Annotated in this window: 14 protein-coding genes; 9 read left to right on the plus strand and 5 right to left on the minus strand. The window is 61.8% G+C overall.

Features of this window, described 5'->3' with window-relative positions:
* Nucleotides 1–4: 4 nt before the first annotated feature.
* Both Q0T48_RS01775 and Q0T48_RS01780 read left to right on the plus strand, forming a co-directional pair.
* Complete coding sequence (locus Q0T48_RS01775; protein WP_295951544.1) at nucleotides 5–283, plus strand: septum formation initiator family protein; 279 nt, start codon at nucleotides 5–7, stop codon at nucleotides 281–283.
* Between the two features lie 16 nt (nucleotides 284–299).
* Nucleotides 300–944, plus strand: coding sequence for an ATP-binding protein (locus Q0T48_RS01780; RefSeq protein WP_366887919.1), 645 nt, complete (start codon nucleotides 300–302; stop codon nucleotides 942–944).
* Here Q0T48_RS01780 and Q0T48_RS01785 read toward each other — a convergent pair.
* A complete protein-coding gene (locus tag Q0T48_RS01785; RefSeq protein WP_295951546.1) occupies nucleotides 930–1,919 on the minus strand; it encodes an Hsp33 family molecular chaperone HslO in 990 nt (329 codons plus the stop codon). The two genes, Q0T48_RS01780 and Q0T48_RS01785, sit on opposite strands and share 15 nt — an antisense overlap.
* Nucleotides 1,920–1,955: 36 nt before the next feature.
* On the minus strand, nucleotides 1,956–2,480 hold the full coding sequence (locus Q0T48_RS01790) for a gamma carbonic anhydrase family protein (RefSeq protein WP_295951549.1): 525 nt from the start codon (nucleotides 2,478–2,480) through the stop codon (nucleotides 1,956–1,958).
* A gap of 34 nt (nucleotides 2,481–2,514) precedes the next feature.
* On the opposite strand from Q0T48_RS01790, the gene Q0T48_RS01795 reads away from it, so the two are divergent.
* The 4 genes from Q0T48_RS01795 (at nucleotide 2,515) to Q0T48_RS01810 (ending at nucleotide 6,871) form a co-directional block, all read left to right on the plus strand.
* Nucleotides 2,515–3,324, plus strand: coding sequence for a ferritin-like domain-containing protein (locus Q0T48_RS01795; RefSeq protein ID WP_295951551.1), 810 nt, complete (start codon nucleotides 2,515–2,517; stop codon nucleotides 3,322–3,324).
* A gap of 70 nt (nucleotides 3,325–3,394) precedes the next feature.
* Nucleotides 3,395–4,645: an HDOD domain-containing protein gene (locus tag Q0T48_RS01800; protein ID WP_295951554.1), complete on the plus strand. Its 1,251-nt coding sequence runs from the start codon at nucleotides 3,395–3,397 to the stop codon at nucleotides 4,643–4,645.
* A gap of 116 nt (nucleotides 4,646–4,761) precedes the next feature.
* Nucleotides 4,762–6,042 carry an HDOD domain-containing protein gene (locus Q0T48_RS01805; protein ID WP_295951557.1) on the plus strand — a complete coding sequence of 427 codons (1,281 nt, stop codon included), beginning with the start codon at nucleotides 4,762–4,764 and terminating at the stop codon, nucleotides 6,040–6,042.
* Nucleotides 6,043–6,157: 115 nt separating this feature from the next.
* The gene (locus Q0T48_RS01810; RefSeq protein WP_295951560.1) at nucleotides 6,158–6,871 is read left to right on the plus strand and encodes a tetratricopeptide repeat protein; all 714 of its coding nucleotides are present in this window, start codon (nucleotides 6,158–6,160) and stop codon (nucleotides 6,869–6,871) included.
* On the opposite strand, the gene Q0T48_RS01815 is transcribed toward Q0T48_RS01810, so the two are convergent.
* Nucleotides 6,860–7,573, minus strand: coding sequence for a hypothetical protein (locus Q0T48_RS01815; protein WP_295951563.1), 714 nt, complete (start codon nucleotides 7,571–7,573; stop codon nucleotides 6,860–6,862). The two genes, Q0T48_RS01810 and Q0T48_RS01815, sit on opposite strands and share 12 nt — an antisense overlap.
* Nucleotides 7,574–7,744: 171 nt before the next feature.
* Here Q0T48_RS01815 and Q0T48_RS01820 point away from each other — a divergent pair, with 171 nt between their 5' ends.
* Nucleotides 7,745–9,925: a methyl-accepting chemotaxis protein gene (locus Q0T48_RS01820; protein WP_295951565.1), complete on the plus strand. Its 2,181-nt coding sequence runs from the start codon at nucleotides 7,745–7,747 to the stop codon at nucleotides 9,923–9,925.
* A gap of 119 nt (nucleotides 9,926–10,044) precedes the next feature.
* Complete coding sequence (locus Q0T48_RS01825; RefSeq protein ID WP_295951567.1) at nucleotides 10,045–11,229, plus strand: low temperature requirement protein A; 1,185 nt, start codon at nucleotides 10,045–10,047, stop codon at nucleotides 11,227–11,229.
* 64 nt (nucleotides 11,230–11,293) lie between these two features.
* On the opposite strand, the gene Q0T48_RS01830 is transcribed toward Q0T48_RS01825, so the two are convergent.
* The gene (locus tag Q0T48_RS01830) at nucleotides 11,294–11,920 is read right to left on the minus strand and encodes a PEP-CTERM sorting domain-containing protein (RefSeq protein WP_295951569.1); all 627 of its coding nucleotides are present in this window, start codon (nucleotides 11,918–11,920) and stop codon (nucleotides 11,294–11,296) included.
* A 70-nt stretch (nucleotides 11,921–11,990) separates the two neighbouring features.
* The gene (locus Q0T48_RS01835) at nucleotides 11,991–13,661 is read right to left on the minus strand and encodes an AbfB domain-containing protein (RefSeq protein ID WP_295951571.1); all 1,671 of its coding nucleotides are present in this window, start codon (nucleotides 13,659–13,661) and stop codon (nucleotides 11,991–11,993) included.
* A gap of 392 nt (nucleotides 13,662–14,053) precedes the next feature.
* On the opposite strand from Q0T48_RS01835, the gene Q0T48_RS01840 reads away from it, so the two are divergent.
* Nucleotides 14,054–15,334: an NRAMP family divalent metal transporter gene (locus Q0T48_RS01840; protein ID WP_295951572.1), complete on the plus strand. Its 1,281-nt coding sequence runs from the start codon at nucleotides 14,054–14,056 to the stop codon at nucleotides 15,332–15,334.
* The last annotated feature ends 64 nt before the right edge of the window (nucleotides 15,335–15,398 follow it).

Raw genomic sequence — 15,398 nt, forward strand, 5'->3', positions numbered from 1 at the left:
ACCCATGGCTTCCCGTGTAGTCCCCATCGTCTTGCTGGCTTTGCTGGCGATACTGCACGGGCAGCTGTGGTTTGGGCGCGGCAGCATCTCGGAGGTGACGCGCCTGCAGCAAAAGCTGGAGACGCTACGGGTCCACAACCTGCAAGAACAACTCGCCAACGACCAACTGAGCGCCGAGGTCCGCGACCTCAAAGAAGGCCTGGAAATGGTCGAAGAGCGTGCCCGCTTCGAGCTGGGTATGGTCAAGTCCAACGAAATCTTCGTGCACATCTCTCCGAAGTAAATTTCGCCCAAATAAGTTGATCAAGATTGCTTTGCTGGGTGCCGAGAGCACCGGCAAAACCCAGCTGGCTGCGGCCATCACCGCTAGCTTGCGCAGCCAAGGCCACAGCGTCTCCCCCATTTCTGAGACTTTGCGCCAGTGGTGCGACCAAGCAGGCCGCACGCCGCGCGCCGACGAACAATTAGCGATTGCCCAAACGCACACCGCACGCATCGCCCAAGCCCTCCCCGCCACGTATTTGATCGCCGATACCACCGCGCTGATGACCGCTGTATACAGCGACCTGCTGTTTGGCGACGACAGCTTGTACGCCTCGGCGCTGGAGCAGCAACGGGGTTTCGATGTGACGCTGGTGATGGGGCTGGACCTGCCCTGGGCCGCCGACCCGCAGCGCGACGGGCCGCACAGCCGCGCGCCCGTGGATGCCGCCCTGCGCGTCGCGTTGGCGCGGGGCCATCTGCCTTACCAGGTGGTCTACGGCAAAGATATCGCCCGCACCCGCAATGCCCTGCACGCTATTGAATCAATAGCTACCAGTGCAGACAGAATATACGCCAGAGGCCGATTTTCCTTAAAAAGTGCGGCATGGGTCTGGAACTGCGAGAAATGCAGCGACCCCGAGTGCGAGCACAAGCTGTTCAGCGGATTACTGAACCGCTGACGGCCCCGGCAACGATGCATCCGGCGTGGTGAAGAGCTGGGCCGCATCGACCGCGTCAAAGCGGTACTGCTTGCCGCAAAACTCGCAGGCCACCTCCACGTCATTACGCTCGGCCAGGATACCTTCCACCTCGTCGGTGCCCAGGCTGCGGATCATGGCACCCACACGCTCGCGGCTGCAGCTACAGGCAAACTTCGGTGCAGTGGGGCCGATATGCGGGCTGAACATCAGCACCTGCTCTTCCCAGAACAGGCGGCGCAGGATGGTGTCCACGTCCAGCGTCAGTAGCTCTTCGCGCTTCAGGGTGCTGGCCAGGGTGGCGATGCGGTTGTAGTGCTCGTTGAGGCCAATCTCGTCCTCGTTGGCTTCACTGGTCACGCTGCCCGCCAGGTTCTTTTCACCCTGGATGGGCAGGCGCTGGATCAGCAGCCCGGCAGCCACGTTCTCGTCGGCGGCCAGCACCAGCAAGGTGTCGAGCTGCTCGCTTTGCAGCATGTAGTGCTGCAGCACATCGCTGAGTTTTTCCAGCTTTTCCTTGCTGTCACCAAACAGCGGCACCACGCCCTGGTAGGGCTGCTGGCCGGGAAACTTGTCCTTCGGGTCCAGGGTGATGGCGCAACGGCCCTGGTTGTCCACATTGACCATCTGGCTCAGCGTGGCATCCGCTGGCACCTCACCCATCACGCTGGCGGTGGTGCGCAGACTGAAGTCGGGCTGCACTTCGACCACGGCCAGCTTGACCGGGCCGTCGCCAAAAATCTGCAGCACCACTGCACCATTGAATTTGATGTTGGACTGCATCAGCACGCCCGCGGCGGTCATTTCGCCCAGCAGCTCAGCCACCGGTGCGGGGTAGGCCCCGGTGGTGGAGTTGGAGGCGCGGCGGTGCAGAATTTCTTGCCAGGCATCGGTCAGGCGCACGATGCAGCCGCGAACGGGCAGGCCGTCGAATAAAAATTTATGGAGTTCAGACACAATGGATTCCTAACTTGGTACAGGCCGATATGGGGTTCAGGCCAGCTTTTGCAAGCCGTTGCGAAAGCGCCGGGCATTCGCCACATAGCCCTGGGCGCTGCGCTGCAAACCTTCGATTTGGGCCGGGGTCAGCGCGCGCGCCACTTTGGCCGGGCTGCCGATGACCAGGCTGCCATCTGGGAACTCTTTGCCCTCGGTGACCAGCGCGCCCGCGCCGACCAGGCAGTTTTTGCCGATCCGTGCCCCATTGAGCACCACCGCACCGATACCGATCAGCGAGCCGTCGCCCACAGTGCAGCCGTGCAGCATCACCTGGTGGCCGATGGTCACATTGTCGCCAATCGTCAGCGGCACGCCGTGATCAGTATGTAGCACGCTCAAGTCCTGCACGTTGGAGCCCCGGCCTATGGTGATGCGGTGGTTGTCGCCCCGCACCACCACGCCAAACCAGACGCTGCTGTCTTCGCCCAGCACCACATCGCCCATGACTTCGGCGCTGTCCGCCACCCAGGCCGTGGCCGCGACCTGCGGTGCCACACCATCTAATGCAAACAGAGCCATGCGTGTCCTTTTTTCAACTTTTACAATTGTAGGGATGGAACTCCGAACCCGCGCCTTACAAACCTTGTGCCTCACCGAACCCGCACAAAAAGTGGCCTCAGCGCAATTACTACATGCGCAAGCAGCTCCGCTTTCAATAGCAAAGTCTCATTTTGAACCTTTTGGTGATCCACCCGGTCGCCCGGCCCGGCCGGTGCTGGTGGAGCGGGTGGTCAAACCACAGCGCTCGCCCTTCACCCCCGACGGCCTGGCCACGCTGCTGCACACCGTGGCGCACATCGAATTCAACGCCATCAACCTCGCCCTCGATGCCGCCTGGCGCTTTGACGACATGCCCGATGCCTTCTACCTCGACTGGGTGCGCGTAGCCAGCGAGGAGGCCTACCACTTCAGCCTGCTACGCACCCATCTGCAAAGCCTGGTGGGCGAGAAGGACCAGCGTTGGGACTACGGCGACTTTCCGGCCCACGACGGCCTGTGGACAGTGTGTGCGGCCACCAGCGGCGACGTGGTGGCCCGCATGGCGCTGGTACCACGCACGCTGGAGGCCCGCGGCCTGGATGCCACGCCGCTGATCCAGGCCAAACTGCGCCGGGTGGCCACACCGCAGGCACTGCGGGCGGTGGAGATTCTGGAGATTATTTTGACCGACGAGGTCGGCCACGTGGCCATTGGCAACCACTGGTACCGCTGGCTATGCCAACGCGATGGGCTGGACCCGGTGGCGCACTACCGGGTGCTGGCCGACCGCTATGACGCGCCAACGCCCAAGCCACCGTTCAATACCCGAGCGCGTTTGCAAGCCGGGTTCACCGACGAGGAACTGGCGATTTTGCTGGCATAGTCGGACAGAGCCCAAACGCAGCCGATCTCGCCGCTTACAAGTTACGATACGTAACAACTCGACACCTTCCATGCCCGCATCCGATCCCTCTTCCGACCCCGCTGTGCCCGCTGACACCGGCACAGTGGTCATCGCCCGCCAGCCCATCATGGATGCCCAACGCAAAGTGGTGGCCTACGAGCTGTTTGACCGCTCCACCGCGTCGCACAATGCGGCCAGCGATGTGGCCCTGGTGTTCAACGCCATGACCCACACCGGCAGTGAATCGCTGGTGGGCAAGCTGACCATCTTCGTGAACTGTACGCACGAGAGCCTGTCGGGCGGCCACTTGGACCTGATCCAGCCCGAAAAAGTGGTGCTGGAAGTCGGCCCGGTACCCGGCCACGCACCCGCCGACATCGCGGCACGCCAGCAAACTCTGCAGGACCTGCACCAGCGTGGCTTTCGGCTGGCGTTCAACCACACGGTGCTGGCCCCGGTGTACGCCTCGTGGCAACCGCTGGCCAGCTACGTGAAGCTGGACCTGATGGCCCTCAAACCCGAGCAGTTGCAGGTGATTGTGGCCGCCGTCAAGGCCCGCACACCGGCCGAGGTGGTGGCCGAAAAGGTAGAAACCGTCGAGCAGTTCAGCGCCCTGCTGTCCTATGGGGCCACGCTGTTCCAGGGCTACTGGTTTGCCCGCCCGGACGTCATCAAAACCAAGGTCATCAGCCCCGGCCAGGCCCATGTGCTGCAGCTCATCAACCTGGTGCGCAACCAGGCCAGCACCGACGAAATCGAAAGCGTGCTGAAAAAGGACGCAGTGCTGGGCTTCAACCTGATGCGGCTGATCAACTCGGCTGGGTTTGGCTTGGACCGCGAGATCACCTCGTTCCGCCAGGCCGTCATGCTGATGGGCCTGAAAAAGCTGTTCCGCTGGGCCGCGCTGCTGCTGACTTCGTCCAAAGCCAATGGCACACCTGCCGCAGTGGGCACCATGGCCGTGGTGCGCGGGCGCATGATGGAGCTGCTGGCCACCGGCACCCTCACCCCCGAAGAGTGCGACGGGGCCTTTGTGGTGGGCATTTTCTCGCTACTAGACGTGATGCTGGGCATGCCGCTGGACCAGGCGCTGGCTCTGCTGTCCCTGCCCCCGGCAGTGGCCGAAGCGCTGGAGCATGGCACCGGCATCTACGGCCCCATGCTGGCCCTGACCAAAGCCTGCGAAAGCGACGACGACACCGCCTTCAGCACCGCCGCCGATGCCTTGCAGTTCAGTAGCCACCACATCAACATGGCCCACATGGAGGCCCTGGTGTGGGCCGACACCCTGAGCATGTAGGCTTAGGCTAAAGCAGCAACATCTGGTAAATACCCTGCCCTATCCGCTCTTTTGACGGTAGTTCTTCTCTAGAATGGAAATCAACTGCCTCCGTGGCCCGTAGAACTTACAACGCCATGTCCACCATACCTGACCAACTTCACAGCCTAAGGCAACCTCTGGAACCCGATGCCGCTCCCGATAGCCAAGTACTGATTGCCCGCCAGGCCATCGTGGACGAAAACCGCGCCGTATTTGGCTACGAGCTGTTTGACCGTTCCAGCCCCGGCCAAAGCTACACCGCCGACAGCGATGCCGCCCTGCTGGTCAACGCGCTGTCCTTCACCGACATCGAAACCCTGGTCGGCAAAAAGCTGGTCTTCATCAACTGCACGCTGGAAAGTCTGGCGGGTGGCCACCTGGAGCTGGTCCACCCCGACAAAGTGGTGCTGGAAGTGCCCCCCGTGCCGGGCAACACGCCCGACGACATCGCCAGCCACGCCCTGGTGCTGGAAGACCTGCGCAAACGCGGCTTCCGGTTTGCCTTCAACCACACGGTGCTGACGCGCGGCTATGCCTCGTGGCGCGCGCTGGCTTCGTTTGTGAAGCTGGACCTGATGGCGCTCAAGCCCGAACTAGTGCTGCCGTTTGTCAAATTTGCCACCGCCAACACCACCGCCCAGATCATTGCCGAAAAGGTTGAAACTGCCGAGCAGCACCAATTGCTCACCAGCTACGGCGTCAAGCTGTTCCAGGGCTACTGGTTTGCCAAACCCGCGCTGGTCAAGGCGCAAACCGTGCGCCCTTCGCAGGCCACCATCCTGCAACTGATCAACCTGGTGCGCAAACAGGCCACCACCGCCGAAATCGAAGAGCTGCTCAAGCGAGACCCCACGCTGTCGTTCAACCTGCTGCGCTTCATCAACTCGTCCGGCTTCGGGCTGAACTGCGAAATCACCTCGTTCCGCCACGCGGTCATGATCCTGGGCCTGCAAAAGCTGTTCCGCTGGGCCGCCCTGCTGATGACCACCTCGCGCAGCGACAAAGATGGCCCTGGCCCGGTGGTCGGCCAGACCGCCGTGGTACGCGGCAAGCTGATGGAGCTGCTGGCCGCCGAAATGCTGTCCCCCGAAGACTGCGACAACGCCTTTGTGGTGGGCGTTTTCTCGATGCTCGACGTGATGCTGGGCGTGCCACTGGCCAAAGCCCTGGAATCCGTCGCCCTGCCCCAGCCTGTGTTGGATGCGCTGCTGCACCGCACCGGCGTGCTGGCCCCATTCCTGGCGCTCACCGAAGCCTGCGAGAGCGGCAACGATGAAGTCTTTGGCCGCACCGCCGAAGCCCTGCATCTGTCCAACAAGCAAGTCAATTGGGCGCATCTGCAAGCCCTGGCCTGGGCCGAGACGCTGGGCCAATAAGCGTCCTTCTTAACAGCTCTCATTTTTCAGTTCAATATCCATAGCAGCCAGCGTAGACAGAACCTACGCTAGCTGCTATTTTTATGCCTGAATTTAAGCCCTAAAACCACCCAAAATGCCGCAGCCCACCTACGAACAGGCCCTGGGTGCCGCCATTGCCGCCTGCAATGCCGGGCAGGCCGACGCGGCCATGGCCATCTGTGTCGACATCCTGCAGCAACGCCCGGCCGACCCCGCCGCCCACCAACTGCGGGCCCTGCTGTACCTGCAAAGTGGCCAGCCGGTACAGGCCCAGACGCACATCCAGCACAGCCTGCAAGCCCGCCCTGGTTACCCGCCCGCCTTGCTGCTGGCCGGCAAGATTGCCCGGGCACGCAACGACCTGGCCGGAGCGGCGCAATTTTTCACGCAAGCCGCCGAACGCGCTCCCACCAGCGCCGAACCAGCGTATCTGCACGGGCTGACCCTGCTGGAGCAAGGCCACAAGGCCCTGGCCGCCCAGGTGCTGCAAGCCCTGGTGCAAGCGCATCCGCAGCATGCAGCGGCCTGGTTCCAGCTGGGGGTGGTGCAGCAGGATCTGGGTGCGCTGCCCGCGGCGGTGGCGGCTTTTCAAGCGGCATTGCAGCACCAGCCCAGCCATGCCGAGGCGGCCGTCAACCTGGGTATCGCGTTGCAAGAGCTGAACCAACTGCCCGACGCGATGCAGGCCTACCGCCAAGCCTACCGTTTGCGGCCCGACACCTTTGGCCGCATCGCCCAGGCGCTCACCTCCAGCCCGCACGGAGCCCTGTGGCTGGATCTGGCCGAACTGCGCGCGCTATTGGCCTGAGCCACCGCGCTTGGCGCGAAAGCGTTTGCGGTAGATGCCGGGCGTGGCCAGCACCTCGCCCACCAGCGCGTCGTAGCGGGCGGTGCGCTCCGGCGTAAACGCCTCGAACACCAGCGTGGGCGCGGCCCGTGGCACGGCAAAGCACTGGGCGATGGGCGTGCCCCTGGGCAGTACGCCGCTGAAATCTGGCGCGGTCCACATGGCGGGAAAGTTGATGCCCGCATCGCTGAACCGGTCGGCATCCACCAAGCCGGTCAGCAGACGAAAAGGCAGGTCGTCGCGGTTCACCGGGTGGGTGGCAAACAGCGACCAGCCCGGCTCCAGTTCAATGGTCCAGAAGCTATTGAACTTCAAGGCCGAGGCCTGGCCAGCGTGGAACGGCGCGCCCGCCAATTGCGCCGCCACGTGAAAGCTCAGCGGCGCGCGCGGATGCGCTTCTACCGCCAGGGGCGGTAAGTCCCAGTCCCAACTGAAGCGGCCACCCTCCACCCGCACATCGCAGGGCAGCAGCACCATGAAGCCATGGGCCATGACATCGACAAACGGCGGACACTGCTTGACAGTACGGATGTCGCGCCCGTGCAACTCGGAAAACGCCTTGGGCGGCATGGCCCGCAGCCAGTCGGGCAAGGCCTGCTTGGCCGGTACCGGGCGCGGCAAGATGTCGATCAGCGCGGGATCGCAACGGAAAGTGATGGGCATAGGGAACGGGCCAGACAGATTTTTGACACCGCACAGCATAGCCAATGCCCGCCCGGGGTCCGGTGGGCTGCCAAGCTGGCGTATAAATTGCATTTAATGCTTGCATTCTGTAACTTTTTTGAACAGCATATGCCGCATCTCCAAGCCGTGATCGCAACCTCAAAATACACCATGACCCAGGTCAGCACACCCCCCTCCCAAGCCACGTCCCGCCTGCGTTTGCAGATGTCGCTGAACACCAAGATCTGTGTCGCCGCCACCGCGCTGGTGGTGCTGTCTTTGGGGATCACTTCGGCCGTGATCGGTATCAAAAGCAGCGCCAGCGCCGAGGCTGCCACGATGAACCTGGCACGCACCTCGGCCCGCGAGGCCGCAGGCACGCTGCAAACCCGCATTGCCGCCAATATGGCCACGGTGGCTAATCTGGCCGCCTCGATGCGCGCCACCCGCCAAGCCAACCTGCCGATTGCGCGTGAGCAAATCGATGAAATGGTGCAGGCCGCACTGTTCAGTTCTGGCGACTTCATCGGTTCGGCCGTCACTTGGGAGCCCAATGCGCTGGATGGCAAAGATGCCGAGTACGCAGGCAAAAAACCTGGTTACGACGACACCGGCCGCTACATGCCCTACTGGACCCGTGCGGCAGGCGGCAGCGTGCACGTGGAACCCATCGTGTTCGGCCCCGGAGCCGGTGCCAACGACTGGTACGACATCCCCAAGGCCAGCGGCAAGCTGTTCTTCACCGAACCCTATGTGTACTCGATTGATGGCAAAGACGTGCTGATGGCTTCGCTCGTTGCGCCCATCATGGTGGCGGGCAAGTTCCAGGGCACCGCCAGCGCCGATTTCACGCTGACCCGCTTTGGCCAGATCCTGTCCGAGCTCAAGCCCATCGAGGGCAGCAGCCTGTCCCTGGTGTCCAACGGCGGCCTGTATGCCAGCAACCCCGATGCGCAGCGGATTGGCAAAAAAGCCGACGACATCCCCGCCGCTGGGCTGGAACGCATCCACCAGGGCCAGACGTACGAGTACGTCGATGCGCAAAACACCGTGCATTTGCTGCAACCCATGGTGGTCGCCCCCGACACCGCCCCCTGGAGCGTGCGCATGAGCTTTCCCCGCAGCGTGGCCACGGCCGCGGCGCGCGACCTGCTGGGCTACACGCTGATAGTGGCCCTGGTGTGCGCCATTGCCATGGCCCTGATTCTGGTTTCGGTGGTCTACCGCCTGACCCGTCCTCTGCGCTCGCTGAGCCGGGTCATGGTGGGCCTGGCCAGCGCCGATGCCGACCTGAGCGTCAAGCTGGAGGTGCAGGGCAATGACGAGCTGGCCGCCATCGGCACAGGCTTCAACCAATTTGTCGCCAAAATCCACGCCGTGCTCAAGCAGGTGCGCAGCAGCGCCGATGGGGTGGCCGGTGCCAGCGCCGAAATTGCCCATGGCAACAACGACCTGTCAGCCCGCACAGAGCAACAGGCCAGCGCCCTGGAGCAAACCGCCGCCTCGATGGAAGAGCTCAGCGCCACCGTGCGGCAAAACGCCGACAGCGCCAAGCAGGCCAACCAGTTGGCGCTGACGGCCTCTTCCGTGGCCGTCCAGGGCGGTGCGGTGGTAGCCCAGGTGGTGGAAACCATGAAGGGCATCAATGACTCGTCGCGCAAGATCGCCGACATCATCAGCGTGATTGACAGCATCGCCTTCCAGACCAACATCCTGGCGCTGAACGCCGCCGTGGAAGCCGCCCGCGCAGGCGAGCAAGGCCGCGGATTTGCCGTGGTGGCCAGCGAGGTACGCAACCTGGCGGGCCGCTCGGCCGAGGCGGCCAAAGAAATCAAAATCCTGATCAACGCCAGTGTGGAGCGGGTCGAGCAAGGTACGGCCCTGGTGGACCAGGCCGGCACCACCATGACCGAGGTGGCCAGCTCCATCCGCCGGGTGACCGACATCATGGGCGAGATCAGCGCCGCCAGCCAGGACCAGGCCCTGGGCGTGGCCCAGGTGGGTGAAGCGGTGCGGCAAATGGACCAGACCACCCAGCAAAACGCCGCGCTGGTGGAGGAAATGGCCGCCGCCGCCAGCGGCCTGAAGTCGCAAGCGCAGGAACTGGTGCAAACCGTGGCCGTGTTCAAACTGGGCGCAGACGATCACACCTTGGCCCCGCGCATGCCCACCAGCCGACCCATGGCAGCCAAGCCCGCTGCCCGGCCCCTGCCCGCCCCGGCCAAGACCCAGGCAATCCGGCACGCCAGCGCGCTGCGCAAGCCCGCCCCCACGCAGTCGCGCATCGACGCGCCAGCGGCCAAGGCCCCCGCCAGCAAAGCCGCTGACGAGAGCGACTGGGAAACCTTTTAATACATCTGCGCAGGCGGGCAGCGGGTCCTTTTTTGCTACTATAAGAATAGCTACTACCGCTGATGGAAATTACGGTAGCGGCACTTTTTATATAAATCTCTGCCTTGGGGGCCACGGCCATGCATTCCTCTTCAAACCACCCCCACCGCAGCCTGCTGCGCAACCGCAGCGACGGCGGCAAGGTCGAGATGGTCGAACTGTTCTTCGACCTCGTCTTCGTATTCGCCATCACCCAACTTTCGCACGGGCTGCTGGCCGATCTGGGCTGGGACAACGCCCTGCGCATCGGCGTGCTGCTGCTGGCCGTGTGGTGGGTGTGGATTTACACCTCGTGGGTGACCAACTGGCTAGATCCGAACCGTCCGCCGGTACGCTCCGCCTTGTTTGCGCTGATGCTGGTCGGGCTGCTGCTGTCGGCCTCTATTCCAGAGGCGTTTGGTGACAAGGGCTGGGCCTTTGCGCTGGCCTACGTGGGCATGCAGGTGGGCCGCACACTGTTCTTTTTATGGGCGGTGCGGGGGGAGCGTGCGGGCATGGTGCGCAACTTCCAACGCATTTTGGTATGGACGCTATTGGCCGGTGCATGCTGGCTGGCGGGCGGCTGGAGCGAAGGCCCGGCCCGGCTAGCCTGGTGGGTACTGGCCCTGGCGCTGGACACCGCCGGGCCATTGGTGTTCTTCTGGGTACCTGGACTGGGCCGTTCCAGCCTGCAAGACTGGGATGTAGACGGCAGCCACCTGGCCGAACGCTGCGCTCTGTTTGTCATCATCGCGCTGGGCGAGTCGCTGCTGGTCAGCGGTGCCACCTTTGCCACCCACGCCTGGGACAGCACCAGCCTGATGGCCTTTGTGACCACTTTTGCGGGCACGGTCGCCATGTGGTGGCTGTACTTTGCCATCGGTGCCGAGCAGGGGCACCACAGCATCGTCCACTCCGAGCAAGCCGGTCGCCAGGCGCGCATGGCCTACACCTACATGCACGTGCTGATCGTGGCCGGCATCATCGTCTGCGCCGTGGCCGACGAGCTGGTGCTGGCCCACCCGGCCCATGCCGACAACGCCGCGTTGGTGGTGATACTGGGCGGCCCGGCGCTGTACCTGCTGGGCACGGCGCTGTTCAAGTGGGTCACAGCAAAGCGCATCATGCCGCCGCTGTCGCACATCGTGGGCCTGGTGCTGTTGGGGCTGCTGTGCATTCCGGCCAGCCAGCACACCTTCAGCGCCATGGGGCTGTCGGCAGCGACAGCGGTGGTGCTGTGGGTGGTGGCGATATGGGAATCCCGGTCGCTGCGTAAAAAATTATAAAAAATAGGCCTCTAGCGTATACCTCACCTACGCTATTAGCTATTTAATTTATAGCAAAAACAGCTCAGCCCTGCTTCGGCTTGCGGCGCGACATGGCACCCAGCAGGCCCAGGCCGAGCAAGCTCAGCGCCATCGACGCGGGCTCGGGCACCGCCTTCACTGCAAAGTCGGCGCCGCCGATGTAGGCCCCCGTCAGAGTGAAGTATTTGATGCTGGTGCCGCTTTCCTGGAAACCATGGAATTCCCCGGAGTTCAGGCTGCCATCGGTCAGAAAGCCCAGCACCACAGACTCAATCAACACGTGGTTCACGTCATACACGGCAATAGAGGCATTGCCCGAACCCGGGGCCCAGTTCAAAAAGCCACCAAAGCCGGACACGGTGATGTCGAAGGTGAAGGTCATGCTGGAGGTGCTGTCGTTGGTAGCCACCAGGGTCTTGCGGTAGTCCCAGTCGCCATTGGCATCAAAGCCATAGCCGTCGGTGCTGCCAAACACCGCGTCGCCGCTGTTGCTGCTCCAGGTGATGCCGGGTGCAAAGCTGAACGGGCCGGTGCCAAAAATATTCTTTACCGGCATCGCCAGCTGGGTGGCCCCCACGAGCGAGGTTACCGGGGTAGCGGCGGCGGGCAGGCTGGCCGCGCCCGCCAGCAGGCAGGCCGCGCCAATCAAGCGGGAAAGGGTATTTTTCATATCAGTACGGAATCAGGTTGAAAGGGGGTGCCCGCGCTTGCACGGGCACCGGCATGCCGCCGGAGCGGCTTTATTGCGTTTCCAGGGTGAAGGACGCGTCTACCTTTTGCTGCGCATTGGCCGTGCTGGGCAGGCCCATGAGCTGGTAGGCCATGTGCCGCAGGTACAGCGTAGTGTTGCCATACCACTGCAGCGACACCATGTTGCCGTCACCATTCAGCGCCGGAACTTTGCGGAAGGTGGCGTCACTTTTGAAGGTGGTGGTGTCTTCCAGCGGGTCCACCCAGGTCAGGTGGTGTTTGTCGGCCGTGGCAATCCAGCCCAGACCCACGCTGCGGTTCGCCTGGGTCAGGCTGCCGCCCGTGGGCCAACGGGTGGGGTTGGCGCTGTCGATGCGCAGGTAGCGGCCGGGGAAGCCGGTGGCCTCGAAAGACACCAGGTTCGGGTCGGTAGGATCGGCCAGACCGGGGGCAGCACGCCATTTGAAGTCGGTGGGCAGTTGCCCATTGTTGGTGTCGTTCAGCGTGGTGATCATGCCGTGGAACCAGGCATGGGCTGCGTAGAACGGCACACCGCCTTCGGAGTAGGTGGTCTTGATGCGGGTGCTGACCACCGGCACCGTCACGCCGTAGGTGGCCTTCAAGGCATCCAGCTGCGCCTGGGTCACGCGCACGGTATTGGCGTGGCGCACACCTTCTGGCAGCTTGAAGTCAACGCCATTGGTCAGCTTGGTCCAGGTGGCGGGGTCAGCGTCGAGGTTGGTGGTGGTCCAGCAGCCGAAAACACCGCCGTTGCCGTAGTAGTCGGCGTAGATGTACCACTTCTGCTGCCCCGGAATCTTGATGACCAGCGGCCCCTCGGTACCTTGCATCGTGCCCTGGTTGGTACCGCGCGTCAGGTAGTTGGGCGAGATGCGGGTGAAAGAGCCTGCCACCAGGCCTGCACCCGACGACTTGGCCACCTGGATGTCCTTGCCGCTACCGGTTTCGTCTTTGTAGAACAGGTAGTTGTGTCCGTTGTAGGGCACCACGGTCGCATCAATTTCGTCGTAGCCGGGGTCAAACAAGACCTCGGGCGTGGGGTTGACCAGGCTGTTGAAATCCTTGGTGTAGCTGACATACGTGCGGCCCCGGTCGGCATTGCCCGACCAGACAATCGCGTATTTGCGGCGGTCGGGGTCGTAGTAGGACTCTGGCGCCCAGGCATGGGGCTGGGTGTTGGCCCCCAGCGTGCTGGCCATGGTCAAAAACCGGGGGTTGGTGAAGGTGATCAGATCGTCCGAATCGGCCACAAAGATGCGCGAACTGGGCCGGTTCCAGTAGTTGGAATCGTTGACCGCCAGCGTCCAGTCGGTAGCGATGTAGACAAACTTGCCGTCGTTCTTGCGCAGGATGTAGGGGTCGCGGATGTGGCCGGAGCCGTTGATCCCCTGGACTGTGGTGGGGGCCTGGTACACCGGTTTGCCAGCGTTCAAACCGCTCCAGTTCAGCCCATCGGTGCTGAAAGCGAGGTGCAGGGAATCGTTCGCCAGGTCCTGGTTAGGACCAAAGTAGCTCATCACCCAGGCCACCGAGTTGTCGGGACTGGTGTCGGGTGGAATGTCTCCGGCTCCCGCCTTGGCGGTCAACAAGGTCGTTGTGCTGGCCAGTCCGTCCGATCCACCTCCGCCACAAGCGGAGAGAAGCGACACAGCGGCAACCACGATCGCACTGGCTTTTGCCAGGTTTTTCAATAAAGCCATGGTGAATATGCTCTTTCTGATGGGGGATAAATAAACGTCCTTGTGGTCAAAAATGGTTTTTTAAAAGCCAGTGGATAGACCCTGGCGCGAACCCACACGCGGCGGGTGCTTGCTTGAATGCTGCATGGCGAATGTCTCCTCATAGTTTTATGGCGCGCCGATCTGGGGTAGATATGGCTACGGGGAGTGGATGGTATGTAAATTTATGATGTTTATCTAATATAGATTGGGGTATATTCGATATACAAATTGGCATTGATGTATACCCTGTAAGAACTTACCCTGTTAATACAAACCCGGGTGGAGTCTGCAAAGTTTTTGAATCTCTCCACCCTGCCGCCGCGATCAGCTGCAAAATTGGGCGGCCATTTTTCATGGATAAATCTACACAAATGAACCCACCCACAGGGGTTAATGCAGCCAAAGCCGAAAAATCTTGGTTGAAAAAACTAGGGCCCGGCCTGATTACGGGCGCAGCCGATGACGACCCCAGTGGCATTGCCACCTATTCGCAAGCGGGTGCGCAATTTGGCTTCAATATGCTGTGGACGGTTTTATTTACCTATCCCTTGATGGTGGGCATCCAAATCGTCAGCGCCAGAATTGGCCGGGTGAGTGGCCACGGCTTGGCCACCAATATCCGGCGGCATTATCCTGCGTGGCTTTTGTACAGCGTGGTGGGGCTATTGCTGATTGCCAATACGATTAATATCGCCGCGGATGTTTCCGCCATGGGCGAAGCCTTGAAGCTGATTGTGGGTGGGCCGGCACAGCTATACGCCATTGGGTTTGGCATTATCTCTTTGCTGCTACAGGTGTTTATCCCGTACCGGCGTTATGTGCGTATTTTGAAATGGCTGACACTGGCTTTATTGGCCTACGTGGCCACAGCATTTGCCGTGCATACCCCTTGGTTGCAGGTATTTGCCAAAGCCGTGTTTCCCCAAATGTCGTGGAAGCCCGAGTACGTCACCACCGTGGTGGCGGTGTTTGGCACCACCATCAGCCCGTATCTGTTTTTTTGGCAGGCATCGCAGGAAGTAGAAGAACAACTGGCCGACCCCGAGGCCCGGCCATTGATTAGCGCGCCAGAGCAGGCGGCCGCCAATTTAAGACGCATCAAAATAGACACGTACATGGGTATGGGATTTTCGAATCTGGTGGCTTTTTTTATTATCTTGACCACGGCCGTCACCTTGAACCTGCATGGCATCACCGATATCCAAACCTCGGCACAAGCCGCCACCGCATTGCGCCCAATTGCCGGGGATTTCGCCTTCTTGCTATTCAGCGCAGGCATTATTGGCACCGGGCTGCTGGCGATTCCCGTTTTGGCCGGATCTTCCGCTTATGCCATGGCCGGTGCATTCCAGTGGAAAAACAGCCTGGAACGTGCGCCAATGGAGGCCCAACGCTTCTACGCAATTATTGCGGTATCCACCGTCATTGGCATCGCACTTGGATTTACGCCCATGGACCCGATCAAGGCCCTGTACTGGAGCGCGGTGATCAACGGGGTTATTTCCGTCCCGATTATGTTTGTGATGATGTTGATGGCTGTGCGGCCGGAAATTATGGGGAAGTTTGTAATTTCAACCCCCTTGAAGCTGCTGGGTTGGCTGGCCACGCTGATGATGGCCTTAGCCGTTTTGGCCATGTTTTTGACCATGTAGGCCTGGCACCTTCAATGCTATTAAATAAATAGCTTCTAGCGTAGATACCACCTACGCTAGAGGC

Source organism: Rhodoferax sp. (genome assembly GCF_025354435.1).
In the GTDB taxonomy this organism is placed as follows: domain Bacteria; phylum Pseudomonadota; class Gammaproteobacteria; order Burkholderiales; family Burkholderiaceae_C; genus Rhodoferax_B.